The sequence below is a fragment of the Arthrobacter sp. GQ119 genome (assembly GCF_059759125.1).
In genome coordinates this window covers 86,125-104,088 of record NZ_JCAXEA010000014.1, presented here as the reverse complement: position 1 = coordinate 104,088, position 17,964 = coordinate 86,125, and the positions used below count along the sequence as shown (strand labels likewise).

The window sequence follows — 17,964 nt, the reverse complement described above, 5'->3', positions numbered from 1 at the left end:
GGCCCTCAGCTGAACCGCTGGGCGTTGCCCTGTTCCGCCTGCGCGTACGTGGTGGCCGCCGACTGCAGCGCGAGGTTGATGGAGGCCAGGGAGGCTTCCACCTTCCCCTGCGTCAGCGTCCATTCCGTGATGAGTGCCTGGAAGTTCGTGGCCGCAGAACCCCGCCACGTGGCCTGGAGTTCGTCCAGGCCGTGCTTCATCGCCTGCACGTCGGCGCTGATGCGGTCAACGGTGGCCCTGACGTTGGCTGACTTCACCTGGAGGAGTTCGGTATCAACGGAAATGATGCTCATGGCTGTGCCTCTCGACGCGCGGTGGACCGGCACTGGAGTGACCGGCGGAGGGCCGGTTTTCCGACCCGCTGGGTCGAGCCTATGGACCCGGCCGCAGCGGCCACCACAGGAAATCCCTATATGTGGATAACCTGGCCGCCGCCGGGGCCTCCCCGCTCCGGTCCGTCGTCCCTGGTCCCGAGATCCTCGCTCGCCCCGTCCCCGCTTACGCCGTCCCCGCGGGAAGCCTCCTGTGAGTCGTCCCGGAGGGGAAGGCTGACCACTAGCGTGGCACCGCCGCCCTCGGTGGCGTCGACCCGGACGGAGCCGCCGTGCGAGCCGACGATGGCGGCCACGATTGCCAGGCCCAAACCGCTGCCGCCGGTATCGCGCGTGCGGGAGGTGTCCGACCGGTAGAAGCGCTCGAAGATCTTCGGCGCTTCGCTGTCCGGAATTCCGGGTCCATGATCGCGGACTTCGAGCACAGCCCTCGGCTCGCCCTCCGCACCGGTCCTTACGCCGACGGCGAGTTCGATCGGGGTCCCCTCCGGCGTGTATCGGAGGGCGTTGCCCACGAGGTTTCCCACGACCTGGCGGAGCTTTGCCTCATCGCCGAGAACGGGGGCAGGCGCGGCGTGTCCGCCGTCGAGTCCCATCAGCGTGATGGTGCGCCCCCGGTCGCTGGCCTGGGTATCCACGACGGCGTCGTGGGCGAGCAGCTGCAGGTCAACGGGTTTCCGCTGCAGCGGCCGCTGCTCGTCCAGCCGGGCAAGCAGGAGCAGGTCCTCCACCATGGAGCCCATGCGCTTGGCCTCGCTCTCGATTCGGCCCATGGCACTGGCAATGTCCTCCTCGGACTGCAGGGCACCATGGCGATAGAGTTCCGAGTAGCCCCTGATGGTCACCAGTGGAGTCCGCAGTTCATGGGAGGCGTCCGCCGCGAAGCGCCGCATCCGGCCCTCCGAAGCCATCCGGGCAGCGAAGGCCGCCTCGATGTGGGCGAGCATGGCATTGAGCGAGCGCCCCAGGCGGCCGACTTCGGTGGACGGGTTTTCCACCGCCACACGGCGCGACAGATCCCCGGCCGCAATGGCTGCGGCAGTCTTTTCGACCCTGGCCAGGGGCCTGAAGGACCTCGTCACGGTCCAGGACGCGATAAAGGAGGCCAGGATCATGGTGAGCAGACCCACGCCCACGACCACGAGCGTGGCGTGGCGAAGTACTTCGTCCACCGGAGAGAGCGGCAGCCCGACAACGACGACGGCCCGCTGCTGGTCGCTGTCGACCACGCTGACCGCGACCACGCGCCAGTTCTTGCCGTCGCTGCCCCGGACCTGGAAGGGCTTCAACCCGCGTTGACGGGCATCATCCACGGAGATTGAGTCGATGTCCGGGCGGTCGGACTTGCCGTCCAGATTAGTTGGCGCAGAGTCCGGGTAATAGATGGTGACCGTGTAGTCCGTCGGCACCACAGGGTTCGGCACAATCAACTGGTTGAAGGACCGCTGCCGCTCGGCGGACTGGACCGCGGCCCGGAGTTTGTCGTCCACCTGGCCTTCGAGATAGCTGCGCAGCAGCGTCAGCGTACCCGCCCCCGTCACCGCGAGGGCCACCAGCATAAGCGCCATCATGATGGCCACCAGCTGTGACCGGAGTGTGGCGGACTTCCAACGTTCGAGCAAGGTCAGCGCTTTTCTGCCGTCCGGAGCACGTAGCCCACGCCGCGCTTCGTCTGGATAAGGGCCGGGGCCTCAGGATCGATGTCCACCTTGCGGCGGAGGTAGGAAATGTAGGATTCAACGATCGAAGCGTCGCCGTTGAAGTCGTATTCCCAGACGTGGTCCAGGATCTGCGCCTTGGACAGGACACGGTTCGGATTGAGCATGAGGTACCGCAGGAGCTTGAACTCGGTGGGAGACAGCTCGATCACGGTGCCACCGCGCCGCACCTCGTGGGCGTCGTCGTCGAGCTCGAGGTCGTCCACCCGGATGACCGCCTCGTCATCGTCCAGCATGGGCTGGGTGCGGCGAAGCACCGCGCGGATCCTCGCTACCACCTCGTCGAGGCTGAATGGCTTGGTGACGTAGTCATCGCCGCCCACCGTGAGTCCGGTGACCTTGTCCTCGGTGTCGTCTTTGGCCGTCAGGAACAGGACAGGGAAGTGCTTGCCGGCGGCGCGCAGCCGGCGCGTGACGGTGAAGCCGTCCATGTCCGGAAGCATGACGTCCAGTACGGCCAGGTCGGGCGCATCGGCTTCGGCGGCGGCCAGGGCGTCACGCCCGTTGGCTGCGGAGATGACCTCAAATCCGGCGAAGCGCAGCGACGTGGACAACAGCTCGCGAATGTTGGGTTCGTCATCGACCACGAGAAGCTTTGCTTCGGCACCGTTCTTTTTCATAGTTCCCATGATGCTCCCAGAGTCTGGGAGTTGTCTGGATGTATGTTGTGTGTTCAGTGGGCCCTATCCCACGGCGCCGGCGTCCTTGGCGTCCATGATCCTGTAGGCATAGCCCTGTTCGGCCAGGAACCGCTGGCGTTTGGCGGCGAAGTCCTGGTCGAGGGTGTCCCGGGCCACGAGCGAATAGAATCGTGCAGCCCTGCCGTCCTGCTTGGGGCGCAGCAGCCGGCCGAGCCGCTGGGCCTCTTCCTGCCGGGAACCGAAGGACCCGGAGACCTGGATGGCCACGGATGCTTCCGGGAGGTCGATGGAGAAATTCGCCACCTTGGAGACGACGAGGGTCTGGACCTCGCCGGCCCGGAAAGCATCAAAGAGCCGCTGGCGCTCCTTCACCGACGTGTCGCCCTTGATCACGGGGGCGTTCAGTCGCCCGCCAAGCTCATCGAGCTGGTCGATGTACTGGCCGATCACCAGCACCTGTTCGCCGTGGTGCTTTTCCACCAGCTGCTCCGCCACCAGGGTCTTGGTTTCCGACGTGGCGCACAGCCGGTACTTGTCGGCGTCCTCGGCCATGGCGTAGGCAACGCGTTCGTCGCGGGGCAAATCCACCCGCACCTCCACACAGTCCGCGGGCGCGATGTAGCCCTGTGCCTCGATGTCCTTCCACGGCGCGTCGTAGCGCTTGGGGCCGATGAGGCTGAACACTTCGCCCTCGCGGCCGTCTTCGCGGACCAGGGTGGCCGTGAGGCCCAGGCGGCGCCGGGCCTGCAGGTCTGCCGTCATCCGGAAGATGGGCGCAGGCAGGAGGTGGACCTCGTCGTAGATGATCAGGCCCCAGTCGTGACCGTCAACCAGTTCGAGGTGAGGATACAGTCCGCCGCGCTTTGTGGTGAGCACCTGGTATGTGGCGATGGTGACAGGCCTGACCTCCTTGACGGCGCCGGAGTATTCGCCAATTTCGGCTTCCGTGAGCGAGGTCCGCTTGAGCAGCTCGTCTTTCCACTGGCGTGCCGCAACGGTGTTGGTGACGAGGATGAGCGTGGTGGTTGAACTGGTGGCCATGGCTGCGGCCCCCACCAGGGTTTTACCCGCGCCGCACGGGAGCACCACCACGCCGCTGCCTCCGGCCCAGAAGTTCTCAGCAGCCAGCTGCTGGTAAGGCCGCAACTTCCAGCCGGACTCGTCCAGCATGATCGGATGGGGTGTGCCGTCGACATAGCCGGCCAGGTCCTCCGCAGGCCAGCCGATCTTGAGCAGCAGCTGCTTCAGCTGGCCGCGCTGGGACGAGTGGACCACCACGGTCTCAGCGTCAATGCGCGGTCCCAGCAGCGGCTGGATCTTCTTGGCACGGCTGACCTCCTCGAGCACGGGATAGTCGCTGGTCCGCATGACGAGCCCGTGCTGCGGATCCTTTTCCAGCCGCAGCCGCCCATAGCGGGACATGGTTTCTTCAACGTCGATCAGCAGCGAGTGCGGCACCGGGAAGCGGGAGTACTTGAGCAGGGTGTCCAGGACCTTCTCGGCATCGAGGCCCGCGGCCCGCGCGTTCCAAAGGCCCAGGGGAGTCAGCCGGTAGCTGTGCATGTGCTCCGGTGCGCGCTCCAGTTCGGCGAAGGCCGCTATGGCGTGCCTGGCTTCGGTGGCCTGCTCGTGGTCGACTTCCAGGAGGATGGTCTTGTCGCTTTGGACAATCAGCGGTCCGTCGTTCACGCGGTGCAATCTTTCACGGGTGTATTTCCCCTGCTGCTTCGATATCGATGATCCGGTGGATGGACAGCACCCGCTCGGTGTCCTTGGCGGGGTCGAACACCCGGACGCGTCCGCCGCTTACCGAGACCGGAACAACTGTTTCCAGCCTCGCATTCCCGAGGCTGTCCACGACGTTCATGGTGACCCGCTGTTTAAGCCGAATCGCCTTCCGCAGGGTCTCCAGCCCGAGCTGCGTGGCTTCCTCGCTGCCGTTGACAGCGGCGCCGGACCGGTGGCCGTTGGAGCCGGCAGCAGCCGCATGGCTGCGCAGCACTGCGAGCTGGGCGGCGATGTCGGCGTCCGGCGGGGCTGTCCGCGGCGCACTGTACACAGGCCGCGCGCCCGTCCCGGCAACCGGCGCGGTGCGGTTCAGCCGCACGACGGCGGACTCCGGTTCTTCGACGGCGGGTGACAGTCCCAGCCCGCGCAGCACCAGCGCCGTCTGCCGTGGCGGCGCATGCGAGATCAAGACCGTGGGGGCGATCCTGACCAGGTTCAGGGAGGCTGCCGCGGCTTCGCCTGCCAGCTCCATGAGGGCAGCTTCGTCATCGCTCTGGATGAAGCAGCCCGCGGCGCCGACGCGCAGCTTTCCGTGTCTCTGGGCGGTGTCCTCGATGAGGTACTCCAAGGGCTGCGGAACGGCGGTGGCCGAGTGCCTTCGGAGGAAGTCCAGGATGGAGGCGGCGTCCTGTCCGGCGTTCAGGGCCCGCCGGATCGACTGCACGGAGAACCTGTAAATCGTGGCCGGACCCTGCCCTTCGGCGTCCGCCAGCCGCTGCAGCTGTTGGCTCAGTTCCGGGCTCAGGTACCCCGGGGCAACAGCGGTAAGGTCCGCCTGGAGCAGGACGTGGTTCAGGGCGGCCGGCAGGTGTTCGCCAAGGATGTCCATCGCCTCGTCGGGGGCGTCGGCTGCGATGGCCGCGCCCACCTGGCTGAGGGCGCCGGATCCGATCAGGCCAAGCATCTCGGCCTCCGCCAGGACTCCGCGGATCAGTGAGCTGAATCGCCGGGCCATCCGCGGCTGCTGCCATTCGGCGCGTTGCAGCACCGCATTGGCGTCGAGGACGGGGGCGGTGCCGTCCGGAGCCTCGGCTTCGATCGTCAGCTCCCGGAGGATCTCCAGGATTCTTTTGCGGACCACCGGCGCATCAGACCGCTGAGCCTCGGCAGACAAGGCGTTGACGACGGCGGCGCCTGCAGCCGTCCGGTGGTTCGGCTGCCCGCCGGGCTGGCCGTTGATGGGCTGCCCCACCAGTGACGGGGCGCGCTCGCTGGCCAGCCAGGCATTGACAAGCCACAGCCACTGTTCTTGGCGGGGCAGGCCCAGCCACTCGAGTTCGGTCGGCTGCACCCAGCAGGAGCTGTCCACATCCAGCCGGACCAGACCCGAAAGGGCGCAGAACTCCAAGAGGACGGCGGCCGCATGCTGGTCGGCCCGCAGGGCATCGGCAAGCCTGCGCATTTCGCGGATGCCCACCCCGCCGCTGCGCAGGGTCCCCAGTGGCTGCTCCCGGACGGCGTGGAGCAGCTCGCCGGTGAGACGCAGCGTCTCGGCGATTGCGCCCAGGGCGGCGTTGCGGCGCAGGGAAGCGGTGGTGGTTCCCAAGGTGGGCCTGGGAGGGGTGAGGGAGAAGTTATCAATCACTGCGCCGCCCCGGAGGGATATCCCCACGCTGTGGGGGAGTTCAACGTGCGCCGCGTCCAGCGGCACGAGAAGGCCACGGGCCAGCAGCCAGTCCACCGGTCCGACGTCGTGCCCCTCGCCGATGACCGACGCTTTCCGCTGTGCCTGCGGGACCGCCCCCATGGCCCAGTTGCTGAACCGGGCCAGCAGCGCCGTCGTGCGTTCCGGCGCAGTGGCGAGGATGGCACGCAGGGCCTCGGGCGAGGAAGTCCAGTGCTGCAGGGCCAGCGCCGCCTCCATCGGGGTGGTGGCGGGCTGGATCGCGGCGCCGCTGCGGTGCAGTTCGCCGACCAGCTGGACGACGCGCTGGGCGAAGGCTGGCTGCAGCCGGACCAGTTCCGTGTAGCTGCGGCCCAGCCCGGCGGGATAAATTCCCACGACATCCTTCAGGCTCCCCACCGGCAGGTAGAAACGCTGCCGGTGGGCGGAAGGGCTGGCGATGTGAGGGGGCTCGGCACGGTGGACCAGCGCCAACTCCTGGAGCGACAGCAGGATACGTTCAACGGCGGCCAGCGAAGAGCCTGCGATCAGTTTCTTGACACCTGCTGCCGACGCGCTGTGTCCGGTATCGGTGTTCGTGCACAGGTGAAGGGTCTCCAGCACCTGCATTTGGGGCCGGTTGAGGCGCTCCAGGGCCCGCTGCACGCTGACCCGCGCGCTGGCACGGGCCGCCAGCGCCGCGAAATCGGGTACGCCCGGCGAAATGAGATCCGGCCGCGCAGCGAACAGGGCACGCAACGACGCGTCGCTGCGTGCCTCCAGTTCCTTGCTGAGCGCACGAATAAGGGACATCAGTCCAACGTTACCGCCCGCCGCCGTTTCCTGCCCGGCGGCGTGCTGCAATGCTGTCGATCACCAGCACGAATACCAGGATGAAAGCGAGCGGAAGCCCATAGAGGGCAGCGGACGTGATCGCGGCCGGAGCGGCCTGGCCCCCGTATGCCATCGCCATCACCGTTCCCACGGACGCCAGGGAAAGCACTGCCAGAACCGCTGCGGCGACCGTCAGGGGACGCCGGAAACGCGTGGGTATCATGCCGTAACGCTAACAGTCCGGCCGCGGCTGCGCCTCAAAGCAGGAATCCCAAGCCAGTCAGGATAACCTTGAAGTAGCAGACCAACATGAACCAGGCAGTCATACCCTGAACCCGTACACCGGTGCGGATGCGGTGATGGCCGGACATGTCTAGACAGTCAGAACGAAGAAGGTTGATTACGTGCCTACCGGCAAAGTCAAGTGGTATGACAAGGACAAGGGATTCGGATTCCTCGCGGGCGAGGACGGCCAGGAAGTGTTCCTGCCCAAGTCGGCGCTTCCCGGGGGCGTCACTGAACTGAAGGCCGGCACCCGGGTCGAGTTCGGCGTGGCCGACGGCCGCAAGGGCGCCCAGGCCCTGGGTGTGCGGGTACTGGACAAGGCCCCATCCATCGCCAAGGCCAAGCGGCCCAATGCCAGGGACCTCGCGCCTGTGGTGCAGGACCTCGTCACAGTGCTGGACAACCTCTCCGGCACCCTGTCCGCGGGCAAATACCCGGAGGGTAACAAGGGCAAGGCCATCGCGGCTGCCCTGCGTAAGGTTGCCGACGAGCTGGACGCCTAGGTCCCCATGAATCCGGAACCTGAACAGGTCGAATCAAAGGCGGCACCGAAGACTCCCAGGAAGCGTGCCGGTGTTCCGGTCTGGCGTACCGGAAAACCCGACGCCGTCCTCGCGGCTGCCGTAGACGTGGCCAGGGCCGCCATCGAAGGCATCGCGAAGGCATCGGAAATCGGCGAACACCTGGCCGCGCGCACGGAGGGTGACCGCCTGGTGACCCACCTCTTCGAATCCAGGCTGCCCGGTTACGTCGGATGGCAGTGGTACGCCGTGCTCACACGCAATTCACGGTCCAAGGTGATCACTGTGAACGAGCTGGGCCTGCTGCCCTCCGCGGACTCGATCCTCGCCCCGGAGTGGGTTCCCTGGGCAGAGCGTGTCCGGCCGGAGGATGCCCAGGACGATGCACATGCGGACGAAGACGCACCCCGGGCCGCTGCCGCCGGGGCACGCGCGTCAGCGGCGGGCACTTCCGGTGCCGGCGCCATGGAGGTGCCGGAGGTTTCGTCGGAGCCAGCCGTAAAGGAAACCGCGAAGGAACCGGCCGCCGAGGAAGGCTGAACGGCGAACGGTGCCGTCCGGGACACGAGCCCGGACGACGCCGTCGAACGCTGATGCTGCCTGTGGCAGCGGCGCGGGGAGGCTACTTCTTCAGCTGGCCCACCACGTAGTCGATGCACTCCAGCAGCGCCGAAACGTCCGCAGGGTCGATCGCCACGAAGGTCGCAATGCGGAGCTGGTTGCGTCCCAGCTTGCGGTACGGTTCCGTGTCGACGATGCCGTTGGCGCGCAGTACCTTGGCGATGGCCGCGGCATCGATTGAGTCATCAAAGTCGATCGTGGCGATGACGTTGGAGCGTTCCGCGGCGTTGGCGACGAACGGCGTGGCGAACCCGGAGGCCTCGGCCCACTTGTAGATCCGGCCGGCGGAGTCGGCGGTGCGGCCGGCGGCGAAGTCGAGGCCGCCGTTGGAGTTGAGCCATTGCACCTGCGCGTCGAGGGTCACCAGGGTGGCCAGGGCCGGCGTGTTGTAGGTCTGGTTCAGCTTCGAGTTGTCGATCGCCGTTTGCAGGTCCAGGAAGTCCGGGATCCAGCGGCCGCCGGCCTTGATCCGCGCGGCACGCTCCAGCGCGGCGGGGGAGAAGAGACCCAGCCACAGGCCGCCGTCGGAAGCGAAGTTCTTCTGCGGTGCGAAGTAGTAAACGTCGGTCTCGGCGACGTCTACGTCCAGCCCGCCGGCGGCGGACGTGGCGTCCACGAGGACGAGGGAACCTGCGTCGGCGCCGCTCACCCGCTTGACCGGGGCGGCAACACCGGTGGAGGTCTCGTTCTGCGGCCAGGCGTAGACGTCGACGCCTGCCTCTGCCCGGGGCTCGGGGCAGGTTCCCGGCTCGGACTTGATGATGGACGAGTCCGCAAGGAACGGGGCCTTATTGGTGGCCGCGGCAAACTTCGAACCGAACTCACCGAAGGAGAGGTGCTGGGCCTTCTGCTCAACGAGGCCAAAACTCGCCACGTCCCAGAACGCCGTCGAGCCGCCCACCCCGAGGATAACTTCGTAGCCCTCGGGGGCGCGGAAGAACGTACTGAGGCCCTCACGGACCGATCCGACAAGGTTCTTCACCGGCGCCTGGCGGTGGGACGTGCCCAGGAGCGTGGTGGCGGCTGCGGACAGCGCCTCGACCTGCTCGGGCCTGACCTTGGAAGGTCCGGCGCCGAACCGTCCATCCTTGGGCAGGAGGTTTGCTGGGATAGTGATGCTGGTCTCGCTCACAGGGGCTCCAATTTTCGGCATGGACTTGCGGATCGGCGGGGACAGTTGGTGACCGGCGGTCAGGTACGGCTGCCCGCGAAGGCCCCCTTTATTCTGCCTGAGACGCGGAAATCCCGGGAACCGCGCCCGTCACAGTCCAGTCATTGAGACGCGGCGGTTTATCCGGAGTAATTCAAAATAGGCTAAGCTTTTGGTGGACGAACGGGCGGACAGCCGGCGTTGCTCCGCCGCCGGATTGGGGCCGCGGCGGCTGGATGCCGGGCCGCCAGACGAGGGGCCCGCGGTACCGTGGGAGAACGCAAGTACTGTGCTCGAGGAGCTGAGCTGAATGACGGATCTGATCGATACCACGGAGATGTATCTTCGGACCATTTTGGAGCTGGAAGAAGAGAACATCGTGGCACTGCGTGCCCGCATCGCCGAGCGCCTCCGCCATTCGGGTCCCACCGTCTCCCAGACCGTCGGACGGATGGAGCGGGACGGGCTGGTGGTGGTTACCGGCGACCGGCACCTGGAGCTGACGGAAGTAGGGCGCAAGCGCGCCACCGAGGTGATGCGCAAGCACCGGCTGGCCGAGCGGCTGCTTGCCGACGTCATCGGCCTGGACTGGGCCTACGTTCATGACGAAGCGTGTCGGTGGGAACATGTGATGAGCGAACGCGTGGAACGCAGGATCTATGAGATGCTGAATCACCCCACAGAATCGCCCTATGGCAACCCCATTCCCGGGCTGGCTGCGCTGGGCGGCGAGCCGTCGGGTACCTTTACCGACGGCGACCTGAACCTGCTGGACGCCATGGGCAGTTACGGCCCGGACTCGCGGGTGACCGTCAGCAGGCTCGCCGAACCGATTCAGGTCGAGCCCGAACTCCTGCAACAGCTGGACGAGGGCGGGATCCGCCCGGGCGCGACCGTGTCGCTGGAACGGGTCGGGGAGTACATTTCCGTGCGCGTCCCTGGCATCGACGGCGCCCTCGAGTTGCCGCCCGAAGTTGCTGCGCACGTGTTTGTCCGGGTGGCCTGAGTCACCTCCGGTATAGATTTGTCCGACATCAGCTGGCAGGACGACCCACCACTTTTGCACAACCAAGATAACGGAATTATTACTGCCCGATTTAATCACCTATAGTTAAGTCGCAGCGCCGATACCAAAGCGTTACCTGATCCGGAGCCGAACTCTGCCAGCGGATCAGTCGCTCGAAACACCTTCTGGCAGAGGCGGAGGAACCACAACTGGCCGTTCAACACGGCCTTGGGGTGAAGTCCGCAGCAGCAAGCCACCTTCCACAGACGGAATCTCCGGATACCCCTGTGCCAAAAAAGGCTTGTCATTGCGGACCGGGTCGATCAACTCTCTGACCCGAATCCGACAGCTAACTTCGCAGGCTACCCAGAGAGGAACCGTTCTTGACCATGCAGAATGCCCGGGGCCGCCGCCGCGCTACCGGCTCCGCTGCGGAGCCCCGCACGCCCGTAGCGGTCGCCGCTGAGCGACCCCGCGATGCGCAGCGTCAAGCGCGGAAGCAGCGCAGTCCTTTCCGTCAGGTCGCTGACTTCGCCGCTGCCAGCGGAGTTGGCCAGAAAGTCGGGGTGGCTCTTGCCGCCTCGGGCCTCCTGCTGACGGTCACAGTCCCCGCCACGAGCCCGGTCCTGGCCACGGCCGACCACAGTGCCTCCGCCGGCGCAGGTGCCGCCACGCCGCAGCCAGAGGTCTCCGCCGAGGCGGCAGCCAAGATTGACTTCAGCCGCACCTCTGTGGCGACAGCCGGCGACCCGGACGGCAAGCTCAAGCAACTCCTGAGCGCCCAGTCCGCCGGCAGCATTAGCCGCGCGGCCTCCGTCGGCAGCCTTGGCTCGCCCTTGGCGACCATGGTGAAGTCCTCGCCCTTCGGATACCGCGTGAGTCCTATCACTGGCGGCGCCGGAGAGTTCCACCGTGGCCAGGACTTCGCGGCCCAGTGTGGGACAGAGGTGTACGCAGCGGCCAGCGGCACGGTCACGTATGCGGACTGGCACGAGTTCGGCGGCGGCAACAGGGTTGTCATCGACCACGGCAACGGCCTCGAAACCACGTATAACCATTTGTCGTCATCGAGCGTTCAGGTTGGCCAGAAGGTCAGTCGGGGCGACGCGGTGGCACTTAGCGGGACCACCGGCGCATCCACCGGCTGCCACCTCCACTTTGAGGTGATGGTCAACGGAGAAGTCGTTGATCCCGAAGGCTGGCTGTAAGCAAAGCCGATGGAGAACTCTCATATTCCCGTTACACGCCGTGACCTGAATGTGACATTGCCTCCGAACTGTTGTACCGTCTAAACCGCGTCAACTTTTCCGAAGTTGACGCCCTTGAGTGGATTGCCTAACTCTGCCACCGCTCAAGGTCCGTTCGCATTACATCGTCTGGCAGGGGCGGGGGAACCAATTTTGGTCTTCGCAAGAAGGCCTTGGGGTTAAGTCGCAAAGCTTCCCAGGAAGCGGCGCGGCCGGGTGACTCCCATCCGAATCCGACAGCTCACCTCGTAGGCATTGGGAGAGGCTACCTTCGTGTCTTCACGCCACAATCTTGCGCGCCACCGTGCGCAAACGGTTCGTAAGAACCCGCTGGACTCCGTGTCCAAGGCAGTAAGCGCCAATGCAGGCACAGTAGGTCGTCAGGCAGCAGTCATTGCGGCCGCTTCAGGACTCGTCCTGAGCGCCGGCATGCCGGCCAACGCATCCGACGCCAACATCGGTGTTTCCGCCTCCGCTGAGTCCGGATCCCAGGCGACACAGCTTGCTGTGACCGCCGCGCCCACCGCAACCGTCTCCTTCGAGCGTCCTGCCGTTACCACCGAGGCAGCCCCCGTCATTGAGACCGTCGCCCCCCAGTCCAGCGACGACACGGCCAGCCCCGAAGCTGCCGTGGATACCCTCGCGGCCGAGGCCGGGAAACTGGTTGACGCCGCACGCTCGGGCGCAACGTCAGGTCTTGCGGGCATCGCCTACACCGGCATCGGCAGCCCGTACGTCTGGGGCGGCACCACTCCCAGCGGCTGGGACTGCTCCGGCTTCACCCAGTGGGTCTACGCACAGGCGGGCATCAGCATTCCGCGCGTCAATGCGTGGACAGCCATGAAGCCTACGTCGACTCCCGCTCCCGGCGACCTGGTCATGCAGAACGGCGGTGCCCACGTTGGCATCTACGTTGGCAACGGCATGATGATCAGCGCGCTGAACCCCTCGCAGGGCACGATCCTGCATGCAGTGTCCGCCACGGGCACGTCCTCGTTCTACACCCTTCGCTAAAACCCCCATTCGAGACGATTCGGCGTACCCCCAAGACGCCGGCGCGTCGCTAAACCGCGGCCTGCTACAGCGGGACGTGGAACACGAAAGAGAGAAATCATGACTACACGTGCGACCATTGCACGCCACCGCGCCGAGGTCACCAAGACCAACTCGCTGTCCGTCATTGCCAAGGCTGTCGGCGACAACGCCGGCGGAGTAGGCCGTCAGGCTGCTGTTATCGCTGCCGCCTCCGGACTCGTTCTGACCAGCGGCATCGCCGCCAACGCCGCAGAGACCAACGTTCAGCGCGATTCGGCTTCCACGTCCACCCTGGAAGTCCAGTCCCTGGCGTCGGCGCCGATTTCGGCAGCATCCAGCATCGCCATCTCCTACGAGAAGCCGGCGATCACCACCACCCCGGCCCCCGTCGTTGAGGCTCCCGAGCCGGTCGTCAACGTCCAGGAAGCTGCGCCTGCCGTGGAAGCCCCGGCCGTCAAGGCTGCTCCGACAGTTCAGGCCACGGCGACCGTGGAAGCTGCACCTCTTGCCAACACGTCCTCGGCAAGCGGCAAGGGAGCTTCCATTGCCGCAGCTGCCTACGCCCAGCTGGGTGTCGCACAGGACTGCACCGCACTCGCCACCAACTCGCTGGCTGCTGTGGGCGTCCACTACCACGGCTGGCCGGCAGGTTACCTGTCCTTGGGTCGCACCGTCAGCGCTGCCGAAGCCAAGCCGGGCGACCTCGCCTACTACGAAAACGGCGGCATGGGCCTGGCCCACATCGCTGTCTACGTGGGCAACGGCCAGGCTGTACACGGTGGCTGGAACGGCGGAACCACCGCTCTGTTCAGCGTGAACGTCGGCTCCGGCCCGGTCTTCATCCGCGTCGGCGGCTAAGCCACGAGCAAAGGCTTAAAAGGACCCCTGCCTCTGAGGCGGGGGTCCTTTTGTCTTAAAACTGCCCGGGCTGAACACCGACACGCCGTGGCCGAATGTTAGGCCGATTCGTCGATATACGCTAAGAGTGTTTACTCTTGTGGTGTCGATCCATAGCCCGGACATGCAGAGGGCAGCCGGCCCTCGCGCCTCTGCCGGGTGCGGCCGTGAAGAGGTATGCGCATGCGCACGCTCGTTCTTAATGCTGGATATGAACCCTTGGCGGTTGTGACCTTCCGCCGGGCGCTGGTTCTTGTGCTCACAGGAAAAGCCAGCGTGGTTGCTGAAGGTGACGATCCCGTCGTGGGGCCGAAGGACATCATGGGACGCCCCTCCGTGATCCTCCTGAACCGTTATATCCGGCCGCGCTATAACATGGTCACCGCAGTCAGCCGGCGCGGGGTACTGCGCAGGGACGGCCACCGGTGCGCGTACTGTGGCAAGGCAGCCCACACCATAGACCACGTCCAGCCGAAATCGCGGGGCGGTGCGGATACCTGGGAAAACCTCGTGGCGGCCTGCCTCCGGTGCAACAACGTCAAGGGGGATCACACCCCGGCCGAAATGGGCTGGAAGTTGCGGTTCGTCCCGGCGCCTCCCGTTGGCACCATCTGGCAAATCAAGGAACTGGAGAAGCCGACCCCCGCATGGGATCCCTTCCTGCTTCCGGAGACGGCCGCCTGACCCGTCCGCACTAGGCTTGGTATGTGTATTTCGATGCAGTCATCCTGGCCGGCGGCCGTTCTTCGAGGCTCGGCGGTTCGCCGAAGGCCGAACTGATCTATGAGGGGGAGACCCTTCTGCAGCGGTCGATTGCGGCCGCCCGAGGTGCCCGCCGCATCGTAGTCGTGGGCCCGGAAGCCCACGACCTTCCGCCCGGTGTTTTGAGCTGCCGGGAGGATCCGCCGTTCGCAGGGCCTGCCGCCGCGGTTGCGGCCGGCCTGGCCCTGCTGGAGTCCCCGGCCCGTCCCGGGGATGATGCCTATGTTCTGGTTCTGGCATGTGACATGCCCCGCGTGGCTGGTGCCGTGCGTGCCCTTCTGGCAGCGCTGCGGGATGGCGACGGCGTCATGGCAGTTTCGGGCGACGGGCGGCGCCAGCCGTTGGCAGGCTTTTACCGCGCGGCTGTGCTGGAACGCGCCGTGGAAGAAGCCGCGGCGCGGAACGCTTTGAACCATGGGTCAGTTTTCGCTCTCCTTGCTAGGCTTGACGTACAGGCTGTCACCGTGCCCGCCGGCTCCACAGACGATGTGGATACCTGGGACGATGCCGCCGCATTGGGAGTGGACGCCAGCAATCATCCGGGCTGAACGTCGCAGCCGCAGTTGAGATTGGAGGCAGGCATGAAAAGCCAGGACGAAACGCTTGAGGAGTGGTGCCGTCTACTGCTGCGGGCCTTCGAGCTCGAAGACGTGCAGGTGGATGTCAACGAGGTGCTGTCCCTTGCCGGGGTGGCTGCGCACTCGGTGGTCCGGCCCGCAGCGCCGCTGACCACCTTCATTGCCGGATTTGCCGCCGGGCTCGCATCAGGTTCGGGCCAGGCGCCTGACTCCACATCGATGAAGGCGGCCATGGACGTGGCCCGTTCCGTGTCTAAGGCCTACTCGGCCGATGAGGCAGGGGATGACCCGGTTCCGCCGGCCGCAGGCAGTGCCAGCAGTGTAGCGCCTTCCAGCGGGACACCGGGGGAATGACCGCCGCCCCCGGACATCCTGCAGCCGAGGCCGCCCAGCCGGCCACCCACCCAGCCGGGGACGCTGCTTCGGCCGAGGACGACACAGACGCACTGCCCGCGGACAGTGGACCCGCGGACAGTGGAATCGAGCCCGCGGATCCGCCTGCCACGCATGCGGCACACACCTGGGAAGAAGCACGGCAGGCCGCCTTTGACTGCGCTGCTCCGATCCCTGCGGGCCGGGTTCCGCTGCGGGAAGCCCTGGGCCGGACATTGGCGGCGGACATCACCGCCCTGCAGGACATTCCGCATTACGCTTCGTCCGCGATGGACGGCTGGGCCGTCAACGGCAGCGGTCCCTGGATCCTTGCCGAACCCGGGCAACGGCTCGCCCCGCACCAGGCCAGCGTCATCGTGACCGGCGGACTCATTCCACCGGGCGCGAAGGCGGTGCTGCGCAGTGAAAGCGGCGCCATGTCCAAGGATGAGGATGGCCTGCCGGTATTGGTCCTCGGCGGCAGCGCCCGCCCGGGTGAACCGCGAAACGGCCAGCACATCCGCAAAGCGGCTGAAGAAGCCGTTGCCGGCGAGGTGCTGGTCAAAGCCGGCACCACGCTGAATCCTGCCCATCTGGCACTCGCCGCCCTGGCCGGCCACGACGATGTGTCGGTCGTTGGCAAACCGGTGGTAAAGCTGCTGCTCACGGGCTCCGAGGTCGTCGAGCACGGCCTCCCCGAAGCGGGCAAGGTCCGTGACACCTTTGGCCCGCAACTGGCTTCCGTCGTGGAGATGATGGGCGGCATCTGTACCGGACAGGTCAGGATAGGGGACAGCTACGGCGAGTGGCTGGAAGCACTGGAGGACGAAGGGCCGGAGGCGGAGCCGGACGCCCGCCTGGCGGAGGCGTCAGCAGCAGTCTTGCCTCCCGACGTCGTCATCACCACCGGGGGTACCGGTGTGTCCGGTACCGATCACTTCAGGCGCGCCGTGGCTGATCTCGGCGGGCGGCTGGTGATCGACGGCGTGGCGATGCGCCCCGGCCACCCGGCCGTCCTTGCGGAACTGCCGGACGGGCGCTTCGTGCTGGGACTGCCCGGCAATCCGCTTGCGGCAATGATGGCGCTGTCCACTGTCGGCGGGCCGCTCCTCGCGGCACTGGGCAACGGGGCCATGCCGCCCGTGCAGGAGGTGCCGTGCGGAACCATGATCGATGCCGACCCCGGCCGGACCAGACTCATGCCGTTCCGGCTCCTCTACGGCATGGCCTCGCCCTCCCAGCACACCGGACCTGGGATGATGCGGGGACTGGCAGCCGCTGATGGCGTGATGGTGGTCCCGCCGCACGGCGTGCAGCTTGGGGAGACCGTTCCGGCCTTTGCACTGCCGTGGGGGCCGGCCATTCCCGAGCCCAAGAAGGCCGACTCCAAAGCGAAGGCGTCACCCCGCAGGGCGGGGAACAGGTCGGCCGGCAAGCCGGCCGCGGACAGCGGACCAGTGGACTGGAGTGCGCTTCTGGACTGAAAACCACAGCCCGTTGGTGTACTGGCACCCCGCTTGCAATGATGGAGGCATGAACAGGCCGGCACCAGGGGTGACCCGATGGGACGCGTGACGCAACGACGCAAGATTCACCGATACGTTCTGGACGGCTCACCCTCCGCCCTCGAATTTCCGGTTCGGCACCGTGAGGACGTGCTGGCCGTGGAGGAGCCGCTGGAGATCCGGCTCGGCAGTCTCTCCTTCTCCGTGACCATGCGCACACCGGGGGACGACTTCGACCTGGTGGCGGGATTCCTGGTCTCCGAGGGCGTCATATGGGACCCCGACCAGCTCATCTCCCTGAGGTTCTGCGCCGGGGAAGATGAAAACGGCGTCCAGACCTTCAATGTGGTGGAAGCCCAGCTGCGGCCCGACGTCGTGCTCCCGGACACCGGACGCCACGTCTACACATCAAGTTCCTGCGGGATTTGCGGCACGGATTCGATCGAGGCCGTCCGCAAGTCCTCGCACTTCAGTCCGGCTGACGACACGCTCACGGTCCCCGTAAGAACCCTCGCTGCCCTGCCGGACCTGCTCAGGGAAGCGCAGACGGTCTTCGAAGCCACCGGTGGCGTGCACGCCGCCGGTCTCTTCAGCATCGATGACGACGGCGCCGCCCGGCTATTGTGCCTCCGCGAGGACGTTGGCCGGCACAATGCCGTGGACAAGGTGGTTGGCTGGGCGTTGCGTGAGCGGCGCCTGCCGCTGTCCCGTACTGTGCTGCAGGTATCAGGCCGTGCATCCTTTGAACTGGTGCAGAAGGCTGCGTTGGCGGGCATCCCGGTACTGGCTGCCGTCAGCGCTCCCTCCAGTCTCGCCGTTGAACTAGCGGAGTCCAGCGGGGTTACCCTGGCCGGTTTCAGCAGGGGAAGCAGCCTGAACGTCTATACCGGTGGACACCGCATCTCCCTGGCGGAGCTGCCCCGCCAGGAGCCGCGAATGCTTGGTTAATGAGGCTCGACGCAGTAGATTTTATCCATCGAATGGACACGTTGATCCGCTCTTTCAGGGCAGCGAACCTGCCCCGGACACCAGCTGGATGACGCCCAAGGCCGGCGAAACGGCCTGAACG

General features: G+C 66.3%; 18 protein-coding genes and 2 riboswitches. Of the genes, 11 read left to right on the top strand and 7 right to left on the bottom strand.

Annotation, left to right across the window (positions count from 1 at the left end):
- Window positions 1–5 precede the first annotated feature (5 nt).
- The 6 genes from AC6CH3_RS14200 to AC6CH3_RS14175 all read right to left on the bottom strand — a co-directional run bounded on the left by AC6CH3_RS14200 (window position 6) and on the right by AC6CH3_RS14175 (window position 7,139).
- Window positions 6–293: a WXG100 family type VII secretion target gene (locus tag AC6CH3_RS14200; protein WP_494035389.1), complete on the bottom strand. Its 288-nt coding sequence runs from the start codon at window positions 291–293 to the stop codon at window positions 6–8.
- 116 nt (window positions 294–409) lie between these two features.
- On the bottom strand, window positions 410–1,954 hold the full coding sequence (locus AC6CH3_RS14195; protein ID WP_498133055.1) for a sensor histidine kinase: 1,545 nt from the start codon (window positions 1,952–1,954) through the stop codon (window positions 410–412).
- A 2-nt stretch (window positions 1,955–1,956) separates the two neighbouring features.
- Window positions 1,957–2,670 (bottom strand): response regulator transcription factor, encoded by a 714-nt coding sequence (locus AC6CH3_RS14190; protein WP_498133100.1) that lies wholly within the window; start codon window positions 2,668–2,670, stop codon window positions 1,957–1,959.
- Window positions 2,671–2,733: 63 nt separating this feature from the next.
- A complete protein-coding gene (locus tag AC6CH3_RS14185; protein WP_498133054.1) occupies window positions 2,734–4,380 on the bottom strand; it encodes a DNA repair helicase XPB in 1,647 nt (548 codons plus the stop codon).
- A gap of 13 nt (window positions 4,381–4,393) precedes the next feature.
- Window positions 4,394–6,895, bottom strand: coding sequence for a helicase-associated domain-containing protein (locus AC6CH3_RS14180; RefSeq protein WP_498133053.1), 2,502 nt, complete (start codon window positions 6,893–6,895; stop codon window positions 4,394–4,396).
- A gap of 10 nt (window positions 6,896–6,905) precedes the next feature.
- The gene (locus AC6CH3_RS14175) at window positions 6,906–7,139 is read right to left on the bottom strand and encodes a hypothetical protein (protein WP_494035394.1); all 234 of its coding nucleotides are present in this window, start codon (window positions 7,137–7,139) and stop codon (window positions 6,906–6,908) included.
- A 181-nt stretch (window positions 7,140–7,320) separates the two neighbouring features.
- On the opposite strand from AC6CH3_RS14175, the gene AC6CH3_RS14170 reads away from it, so the two are divergent.
- Window positions 7,321–7,704, top strand: a complete 384-nt coding sequence (locus AC6CH3_RS14170; protein ID WP_498133052.1) for a cold-shock protein — start codon at window positions 7,321–7,323, stop codon at window positions 7,702–7,704.
- Window positions 7,705–7,710: 6 nt separating this feature from the next.
- The gene (locus AC6CH3_RS14165; protein WP_498133051.1) at window positions 7,711–8,262 is read left to right on the top strand and encodes a DUF3027 domain-containing protein; all 552 of its coding nucleotides are present in this window, start codon (window positions 7,711–7,713) and stop codon (window positions 8,260–8,262) included.
- Window positions 8,263–8,344: 82 nt separating this feature from the next.
- Here AC6CH3_RS14165 and serC read toward each other — a convergent pair whose 3' ends face one another.
- A complete protein-coding gene (serC, locus tag AC6CH3_RS14160) occupies window positions 8,345–9,475 on the bottom strand; it encodes a phosphoserine transaminase (protein WP_498133050.1) in 1,131 nt (376 codons plus the stop codon).
- 328 nt (window positions 9,476–9,803) lie between these two features.
- On the opposite strand from serC, the gene AC6CH3_RS14155 reads away from it, so the two are divergent.
- From AC6CH3_RS14155 to fdhD, 9 genes are all read left to right on the top strand, one after another.
- Window positions 9,804–10,499 (top strand): iron-dependent transcriptional repressor DtxR, encoded by a 696-nt coding sequence (locus tag AC6CH3_RS14155; RefSeq protein WP_498133049.1) that lies wholly within the window; start codon window positions 9,804–9,806, stop codon window positions 10,497–10,499.
- Between the two features lie 169 nt (window positions 10,500–10,668).
- Window positions 10,669–10,878: riboswitch (cyclic di-AMP (ydaO/yuaA leader) on the top strand.
- A 4-nt stretch (window positions 10,879–10,882) separates the two neighbouring features.
- Complete coding sequence (locus AC6CH3_RS14150) at window positions 10,883–11,707, top strand: M23 family metallopeptidase (protein ID WP_498133048.1); 825 nt, start codon at window positions 10,883–10,885, stop codon at window positions 11,705–11,707.
- 138 nt (window positions 11,708–11,845) lie between these two features.
- A riboswitch (cyclic di-AMP (ydaO/yuaA leader) is annotated at window positions 11,846–12,015 on the top strand.
- 70 nt (window positions 12,016–12,085) lie between these two features.
- Window positions 12,086–12,760 carry a C40 family peptidase gene (locus tag AC6CH3_RS14145; protein WP_498133099.1) on the top strand — a complete coding sequence of 225 codons (675 nt, stop codon included), beginning with the start codon at window positions 12,086–12,088 and terminating at the stop codon, window positions 12,758–12,760.
- Between the two features lie 99 nt (window positions 12,761–12,859).
- The gene (locus tag AC6CH3_RS14140; RefSeq protein WP_498133047.1) at window positions 12,860–13,639 is read left to right on the top strand and encodes an NlpC/P60 family protein; all 780 of its coding nucleotides are present in this window, start codon (window positions 12,860–12,862) and stop codon (window positions 13,637–13,639) included.
- Between the two features lie 222 nt (window positions 13,640–13,861).
- Window positions 13,862–14,362: an HNH endonuclease gene (locus tag AC6CH3_RS14135; RefSeq protein WP_400581195.1), complete on the top strand. Its 501-nt coding sequence runs from the start codon at window positions 13,862–13,864 to the stop codon at window positions 14,360–14,362.
- Window positions 14,363–14,385: 23 nt separating this feature from the next.
- Window positions 14,386–14,988, top strand: coding sequence for a molybdenum cofactor guanylyltransferase (gene mobA, locus AC6CH3_RS14130; protein ID WP_498133046.1), 603 nt, complete (start codon window positions 14,386–14,388; stop codon window positions 14,986–14,988).
- 33 nt (window positions 14,989–15,021) lie between these two features.
- On the top strand, window positions 15,022–15,372 hold the full coding sequence (locus tag AC6CH3_RS14125; protein ID WP_498133045.1) for a DUF6457 domain-containing protein: 351 nt from the start codon (window positions 15,022–15,024) through the stop codon (window positions 15,370–15,372).
- On the top strand, window positions 15,369–16,874 hold the full coding sequence (locus AC6CH3_RS14120) for a molybdopterin molybdotransferase MoeA (RefSeq protein WP_498133044.1): 1,506 nt from the start codon (window positions 15,369–15,371) through the stop codon (window positions 16,872–16,874). Before AC6CH3_RS14125 ends, AC6CH3_RS14120 begins: the two co-directional genes overlap by 4 nt.
- A gap of 78 nt (window positions 16,875–16,952) precedes the next feature.
- Window positions 16,953–17,843, top strand: a complete 891-nt coding sequence (gene fdhD, locus AC6CH3_RS14115) for a formate dehydrogenase accessory sulfurtransferase FdhD (RefSeq protein WP_498133043.1) — start codon at window positions 16,953–16,955, stop codon at window positions 17,841–17,843.
- Window positions 17,844–17,964 lie beyond the last annotated feature (121 nt).

What these genes read in the sequence shown, in the direction of transcription:
- AC6CH3_RS14190 (WP_498133100.1), bottom strand. Translation starts at nt 2,670, where the DNA reads ATGAAAAAGAACGGTGCCGAAGCAAAGCTTCTCGTGGTCGATGACGAA.
- AC6CH3_RS14120 (WP_498133044.1), top strand. Translation starts at nt 15,369, where the DNA reads ATGACCGCCGCCCCCGGACATCCTGCAGCCGAGGCCGCCCAGCCGGCC.
- AC6CH3_RS14135 (WP_400581195.1), top strand. Translation starts at nt 13,862, where the DNA reads ATGCGCACGCTCGTTCTTAATGCTGGATATGAACCCTTGGCGGTTGTG.
- AC6CH3_RS14140 (WP_498133047.1), top strand. Translation starts at nt 12,860, where the DNA reads ATGACTACACGTGCGACCATTGCACGCCACCGCGCCGAGGTCACCAAG.
- AC6CH3_RS14200 (WP_494035389.1), bottom strand. Translation starts at nt 293, where the DNA reads ATGAGCATCATTTCCGTTGATACCGAACTCCTCCAGGTGAAGTCAGCC.
- fdhD (WP_498133043.1), top strand. Translation starts at nt 16,953, where the DNA reads ATGGGACGCGTGACGCAACGACGCAAGATTCACCGATACGTTCTGGAC.
- AC6CH3_RS14180 (WP_498133053.1), bottom strand. Translation starts at nt 6,895, where the DNA reads ATGTCCCTTATTCGTGCGCTCAGCAAGGAACTGGAGGCACGCAGCGAC.
- AC6CH3_RS14175 (WP_494035394.1), bottom strand. Translation starts at nt 7,139, where the DNA reads ATGATACCCACGCGTTTCCGGCGTCCCCTGACGGTCGCCGCAGCGGTT.
- AC6CH3_RS14165 (WP_498133051.1), top strand. Translation starts at nt 7,711, where the DNA reads ATGAATCCGGAACCTGAACAGGTCGAATCAAAGGCGGCACCGAAGACT.
- AC6CH3_RS14125 (WP_498133045.1), top strand. Translation starts at nt 15,022, where the DNA reads ATGAAAAGCCAGGACGAAACGCTTGAGGAGTGGTGCCGTCTACTGCTG.
- AC6CH3_RS14155 (WP_498133049.1), top strand. Translation starts at nt 9,804, where the DNA reads ATGACGGATCTGATCGATACCACGGAGATGTATCTTCGGACCATTTTG.